We start from the raw sequence: 7,276 nt of genomic DNA, 5'->3' as shown, positions 1-7,276 counted from the left end.
ATAGAGGCCTTGTCTTTGGGCTTCGAGCTCTTCCAGAGATTTTTCCATGGGACCTCCTTATCTGAGTGTTATATAACAATCAGATAATAGGCCAAAAAAAAGGAAAAGTCAATATTTACCCATAAATTTGTCTCACACCCTTCGTTCAATTTCCGCTCGAAATAGGTTCGCGCAAAGTGTATAATTACACTACCAATTTTTTTCTTATCTTAAAAACTCTAAATCGAACTTTTCCGCATAATTGTTTTCTGCCGCCAGGGCCATTGCACAGGCTTCCTCGCCTCCCCTCCTTCCTGAAAAATTTTGAAAAGGTGTTATACTTTATTAAATCAAAGGTAAACTACAGTTGAAGGCTTTATGGATCTTTTTGAAAATAAAAGAAAAACTGTTTTAACCCTGCGCTGGCTTTTGATCATAGCGCTTTCATACCTCCTTGTTTTTCAAGAAAAAGGGTTTGCCTTTTCATTCGAACGAAAATCACAGTTAATATTTGATATTTTGGTTTTGTTATATATAGGCTCAAATATTGTTTTTGTTTTCCTTCCTAAAAAAATATTTGAATATCGATGGTTTGACGTAGCGCTTATCATCGGGGATACCTGCATTGTGTCGAGCAGCATGTTTTTAACCCATCTTTCTTCATCCTACCTGATGTTCTTTTATTTTTTAATTGTTTTGATGACGACCTTTGGGAAAGGTCTTCGGGGGATTGTCGCGAATGGACTCCTGCTGGTCGGAATGTATGTTTTGTTTGAAATAAAAGAACTTGGATCTGATTCTTTTCTCACAGACTCCTCGATGCTCCTTCAAATCCCTTTTCTTTTAATTTCGGTTATCTTTTACGGCGTTTTGGTGGATCAGGAACATCGTCGATACCAGGTCAATCTGGAGAAGATTCGGGATGTTTCCGAAATAATCAGCACAACGTTAAATCTTCGGGAAGTGTATAAAACCATCCTGGGTGCGCTCGTTCTCCTTTTAGGGGCGGAAAAATGCTCCATTATGCTCTTAGACAAAGAAGGAAAAACCCTGACCATAGAAGACGCGAGAGGAATACCCGATGAGATTATTCGGAGCACCCGCCAGATCCTTGGAGTCGGGATAGCCGGCTGGGTGGCGAAAGAAGGACAACCTTTGCTGTTGAATCATAGGTCCAAAACAAATCCGGATGGGACCAAACGGGACCCTTTTCCCGACATTGAATCCGCAGTGGCTGTTCCCCTGAAAGTTAAGAATCGAATCATCGGCGTAATTAATGTTGCCAGCCGCTCAAAAAAGAAAATTTTTAGTCGTCACCATCTGAATATTTTAACCCTTTTTGCGTCGGAAGCCGCAACCGCTATTGAAAACGCGCGACTTTTCGAGGAAATCCAGATTAAAAGCCTCGAACTCAAGTCTGTTCATATGGATGTCATTATGGCTTTTGCCGGTTCTCTGGAAAATAAGGATGTTTACACCGGAGGCCATGCACAGCGACTCTCAATCTATGCCGAAATGATCGCCCAACAAATCCAGTTTGATGAAACAGCAGTAGAACGGTTGAAGTACGCCGCTATTCTTCATGATGTCGGGAAAATCGCGATTCCTGATAAAGTGCTGCATTCCACGGGAAAACTGGAGCCTGAAGAATGGGAAATGATGAAAACACATTCGGAAAAGGGCGCTCTGATGATTTCTCAGATTTCTTCATTAAGTCATCTTTCCGCTTATATTCGACATCACCATGAACGGTGGGATGGTAACGGGTATCCCGATAAAATTAAAGGAGAGGCTATCCATATCTTTTCCCGAATTATTGCGGTTTGCGATACCTACGATGCCATTACCACCAATCGATCTTATCAAAAAGCTTATGAACCGGAACAGGTTATAAAAATCTTAAAAGGGTGCAGGGGGACACAATTGGATCCAGAACTAATCGATGTCTTCCTTGGTTTGATTCTAAAAAACGACGGGTTGCTGAAACTCGCAGTGCCCGAGGCGCCACGGTCTTTTGAATTATCGGGCGCAGATTTTTTAAAACCCGCGATCTTTTCTCTGAAAAAAGCGATTTAGCGTTTCAGGAAAACAATTTTTGTTTTGGAGCTTTGTTAACTATGGTAAAAAGCCCTGTATTCATATCGATCAAAACAAAATTTTGGGTGTTGGTGGCTTTCTTGATTATCACCACGATGATGGTGAACACCTGGTCGGTGTTCAGGTACGATAAAAAGATGATTCGGGAAGAGATGGAAGCCAAAGCCCGTTCGATAGCGGTCAGTTTATCTCTGGAGGGAACGGAGGCGATGCTTGAAAATCTCTATTTAATCCAGAATTCCCTTGCCAATTTTTCCAAACTTCCCGATGTATCCCAAATTGTCTTTATCGACGACTCCAACATGATTACGGCGGCCAATGACACGACCAGCATTGGGGACGACCTTTCAAAAGACCCCCTTTTTATAAACGCGGTTAAACAGCAGAGGGAATTTTTACAATACTATACCGTTGACAAAACTGGCGTTGAGATGCTCGCTATTTTCGAGCCGATGATCCTAAATGGCCAAATTCATGGATGGATCCGTCTCGATTTGTCGCTTAAAGGAACCGGGGAGAAAATACGAAAAAGATTTATTCAATTACTTTTCCTGGCGATTTTCATTGCCGGGATCGGGATTCTTCCCACTTTTTGGATTAGCCATAAAATCAGCGCGGTTTTAAGTAACCTGGTGGGTAAATTTAAAAAGCTTGAGTCAGGGGATTTTACTGAAAAACTTTACATTCGTTCCAATGATGAGCTCGGAGAAGTTGCTCTTTCCTATAATTTCCTGGTTGATCAAATGCGCGGAATGGTCGATAAGCTTCAACAGAAGCGCCAACGGGCCGAAGCGGAGCTCAAGGATTCCGAAGAGTTTTTCCGGGCGCTTTACGAAAATGCAAAACATCCCGTTTATCTTTTTGGAGAGGATCTCCGCTTTATCGACGTGAATCCATATTGTTGCGGGTTTTACGGGTATAGCCGGCAGGAATTTAAAAATATGAGTCTCCTCGATCTCATGGCGCCTGAAGACCGGGATGTCCAGAAAAAATTTTTTGAAGACCTTCGCAAAGAAGGCGACCTCTTTATTAAAGAATTAAAACAGCGGAAGCGAAATGGAGAAATTGTTACCATTACCCTGGATAATGTAAGCGTCACCCGGGGAGGGAAAGGGTTTTATGTCGGGTTAATTACCGATATTACGGAAAGGAAACTCGCAGAGGAACGCTTGATCCATATGGCCAACTATGACGGCTTGACTAACCTCCCCAACCGGCTTCTTTTTGCCGACCGTTTAAACCAGGCCTTACTTCAGGCAAAGCGAAATCGAACCCTTGTGGCGGTGTTGTTTCTCGATCTTGACCAATTTAAATTGATTAACGATACGCTGGGACATCCTGTCGGAGACCGGCTTTTACAGGCCATTTCCAAAATCCTGGTGACGGGCAGAGAAACGGACACCGTAACGCGACTCGGAGGGGACGAGTTCACGATTATTTTAACCAATATTTCTCATGCTACCGACGCGGCTCGGGTTGCCGAAAAGATTTTAAATTTACTCTCGGTCCAAGCTTTTTATATAGAGGGGCATGAAATTTTTATCACTGCCAGCATTGGAATCACGCTGTACCCCCAGGATGGCGAAGACATGGAGACCTTGCTTAAAAATGCCGATACGGCGATGTATTACTCCAAGGAAAGAGGAAGAAACAGTTATCAGTTTTACATTGCTGACATGAACGACTCCGCGCTAGAACGTCTTGATTTAGAAACTTGCCTCAGACGGGCTGTCGAAAAGGAGGAGCTTTTGCTTTATTATCAGCCGATCGTTGATTTAAGCTCAGGCCAGGTCGTTGCGGCCGAAGCCCTCCTTCGCTGGCGGCATCCGAATCGCGGACTCCTGTTACCCGAGCAATTTATTTATCTGGTAGAAGAGACCGGTTTGATTATCCCCATCGGGGAGTGGGTGTTAAAAACAGCTTCTCGCCAGAATCAGGCCTGGCAGAAGGCCGGTTTTAAACCGATCCATGTTGCTGTTAATATCTCCGTTTATCAATTCCAGGCCCCCAAATTTATGGACAGCGTAAAAAATGTTTTAAAAGAGTCTGAGCTGGATCCGCACAATCTTGAACTGGAGGTCACAGAAAGTAATCTGATGCAAAATGTCGAAAGAACAAGGCTTATCTTGCATCAATTGAATCAAATGGGCGTAAAAATATCTGTGGATGATTTTGGCACCGGTTATTCATCGCTCAGTTATCTTAAGCGGCTGCCGATAGACACTTTAAAAATTGACCGCTCTTTTATCCTGGATATCAACGAAAATCCAGACGATCAGGCCATTGCGACAGCCATTATTGCGATGGCTCACAGCTTGAAATTAAAAGTGATCGCTGAAGGGGTAGAGAATCACAAGCAGATCGAGTTCCTCTTGTCCCGCCGTTGTGACCGCGCTCAGGGATTCCTGTTTTCCAGCCCGTTAACGGCAAAGGAATTTGAAGAGTTTCTGGAAAAAACTCCCTGATTGTTCCGTTTCCTAAACAAAGTTAAACCGTTTGAAAGCCTTTTTTAAAGGGAATGGCGAGAAGGAAGACCTTTTCATCGGAAAAGAGAGCCTCTTTAAATGATTTTTTGAGAGAGAACGAAGCCCTTCGTATTCGGGTAAATCGGGTAACCGGCTGAAGATTTTGAGAAACAGCGGGCCGGCCGCTTCTTTGCCACCCTGTCGTTCTATTTCAACCGCCGCCAAAACCCTCTGTTCCATATGTTTATAATTGACATCCATTTCGGTATCGAGCTCCTCTGCGGCCTTTTTGTAAGAACCCTGTTTTAAGTAAAGTAGAGCCAGGTTAATATGAGCTTCTGGTAAAATCGGCGAAAGCTCTTTAGCGATCAGATACTCCTTAAACGCTTTTTGGTTATTTTCCTGGCGATAATAAACAGTTCCGAGGTTGTTATGAATGTAGTAGAGGTAATCTTTAGGAGGGAAAAGGTTTAAAGATTGTTTGAAAAAATAAAGAGCTTGATCGAGGTTGTTTTCGCCTAAATAGCCATAGCCGAGAGAAAAACAGGCAATAAACGAAGCGGGATTTTTTTTGAAGGCGTCTCCCCATAAAGTCACCTCGCTTTTCCAAACCTGATTCCGAAGGTAACTCTCATAAGAGAATAGAGAGATTCCGAGCCATAAAAAAACGGCAAACCCGTAATTCAACGACGGGTGTGTTTTTATCAGTTGGTTCTTTAAATTCACCAAAACCCAGGCAACCAGGATAACGATCCCTCCTCCGGAAAGATATCCCCGGTTTTCCTGAAAAATAGAAAGGCTCGTCATTCCGGGTAATAAAAAGACAGGAAGCAGGGTAATGACGAACCAACTGGTCAGAAACAGGAGTGTTTTGTGACGTCGGAAAACGAACAGGAGAAGTCCTGCCAGAACCCAGAAGAGAAGACAAAAAATCAGCAGGGGGCCGAGTTCCATTTTCGGGAAGGGGTGGTCGGCTGTTAACGGATAGGGAAAAAAGGTTAAACGAAGATACTGGGTTGCGAGATAAACGCTTCCGAGAAAAATATTTTTGGCGTCAATGAGGTGATTTGCAGAAACGGGAGAACTGAATCCGCCGGCGCCTCCACCTGTCATAAAATAGTGCCGGACGGCTAAAAAAAGAACAACCAAAAAACCGTAGGCAAAATAAATGCCGACCTTTTCTCTTTTCTTTAAATGTCGCTGATACAAGAAGTCATAGCTGATTAAGAGAAGGGGTAAGGTAATCGCGACTTCTTTGCTGAGCAACGCGAGAAAAAAGGCCAGGAGCGACAACGTGAGCCATTTTATGCGAGGGTGTCTTCGGTACTGAATGAACGCTGAAAAGGAGGCAAGATAAAATAAAGCTGAAAGCGAAGAAGATCGGCTTGAAATATAATTGACGACTTCGGTATTCATGGGATGAAGAGAAAAAATAAATCCGGATAACAGTCCGACCGCCTTAATTTGAGACAATTGAAAAGCAATCCGCCAAACCAAAAAAGAGCATGCCAGATGCAGGAGCAGATTGACGAGGTGATAACCCACAGGCGAGGTTTGACTGACCCTGTAATTCAAAGCATTTATAAAAACGGTTAAAGGACGAAACCCCGAAATAAAAGGCGTGCCGCTGAAGCCCTTCCCGGACGTAAAAAAGGCCGGGAAATCTTTTAAGGAATGAACATGATCGTTATAGAGAAGGGTGTGAAAATCATCGAGATGAAAGCTGTTCTGAAAAACATTTGAAAAGACGGCTGACACGATGAGAACAAGAAGCGCGCCAGAAGCTGCCGGAGAAAGTTTATCGAGGGGTTTCATTAATATCGAGAATGATTCCCTGAAGCAGAAGCTCAAAACCGATGAGAAAGGGCAGGACACTCAACATCACCGTGCCTGTTGTGGCGACGCTGTTTGTGGTGATCGATTTCCACCACGCATACAAGCCAAATCCCAGCCCCCAGAAAAAAAGGGGAAGGCCGGCCATCACGAAAATGGCTATGGGAGAAAAGTCTCTTAGAATATACTTTTGGTAAAAACGGTAGATCAACCGGTTGATTAAAAAAAAGGGGAAGGAAAGAACAATTTTATAGAGTTTCATGGATGATTTTTCATTTCCATAGCGAGCGGGAATCGGAACGTCTTTAATTTTTAAGTTAAAAATGTTGAGTTGCACCAACATGTCGTTTTCAAAGAAAAACCGCCGATGGATTTTGCTTAAATCCAGAACGGAAAAATCGCCGGCTTTTATGGCCCAATAGCCGTTCTGAGGATCGAAAATGTGCCAGTAACCTGAAGTTATTTTGGTAAGAAAGGTCAGCCAGAAATTTCCCCATTTTCTTAATAAAGGCATCTGATTCAACTCTGTGCTGTGAAGAAACCGGTTTCCCTTAGCGTAGGAAAATCCCTCGACGAGAGGGGTGAGGAGCGCGGGAAGATAAAAGGGATCCATTTGTTCATCGCCGTCCATTTTGACCAGAATATCCGACCCATCCCGGAGGGCCTGTTGAAAGCCTGTTAACGCCGCGCCTCCCACCCCTTGATTCATTGAATGATAAAGAATTGTTAAGCGCGGATCGTTGATGTCTTCAAGGGCTTTTGCGGTCTGATCTGTGCTCGCATCATTAACGGCGATAATTTTATCTACAAAAGGAGGGATCCCTTTGACGACAGCTCTGATGTGTTTTTCCACGTTATAACAGGGGATAACCACGGCTATCTTTAAATCTTTGTACATAAAA

The 7,276-nt window shown here is 43.5% G+C and carries 4 protein-coding genes; 2 read left to right on the top strand and 2 right to left on the bottom strand.

Going from position 1 to position 7,276, the window contains the following annotated elements; translation table 11 throughout:
- Window positions 1-357 precede the first annotated feature (357 nt).
- Window positions 358-2,055, top strand: a complete 1,698-nt coding sequence (locus HYR79_00920) for a GAF domain-containing protein (GenBank protein MBI1820250.1) — start codon at window positions 358-360, stop codon at window positions 2,053-2,055.
- 41 nt (window positions 2,056-2,096) lie between these two features.
- A complete protein-coding gene (locus HYR79_00915) occupies window positions 2,097-4,541 on the top strand; it encodes an EAL domain-containing protein (GenBank protein MBI1820249.1) in 2,445 nt (814 codons plus the stop codon).
- A 12-nt stretch (window positions 4,542-4,553) separates the two neighbouring features.
- Here HYR79_00915 and HYR79_00910 read toward each other — a convergent pair whose 3' ends face one another.
- Both HYR79_00910 and HYR79_00905 read right to left on the bottom strand, forming a co-directional pair.
- Entirely contained in the window at window positions 4,554-6,356 is a 1,803-nt protein-coding gene (locus HYR79_00910) for a tetratricopeptide repeat protein (protein ID MBI1820248.1), read from the bottom strand.
- Complete coding sequence (locus HYR79_00905) at window positions 6,340-7,272, bottom strand: glycosyltransferase family 2 protein (GenBank protein MBI1820247.1); 933 nt, start codon at window positions 7,270-7,272, stop codon at window positions 6,340-6,342. The genes HYR79_00910 and HYR79_00905 overlap by 17 nt, the downstream gene beginning before the upstream one ends.
- Window positions 7,273-7,276: the final 4 nt, after the last annotated feature.

The sequence above is a fragment of the Nitrospirota bacterium genome, assembly GCA_016178585.1.
Taxonomy (GTDB): Bacteria; Nitrospirota; Nitrospiria; order JACQBW01; family JACQBW01; genus JACOTA01.
The sequence above is the reverse complement of the archived record's forward strand: the minus strand, read 5'-3'. Positions and strand labels throughout refer to the sequence as shown.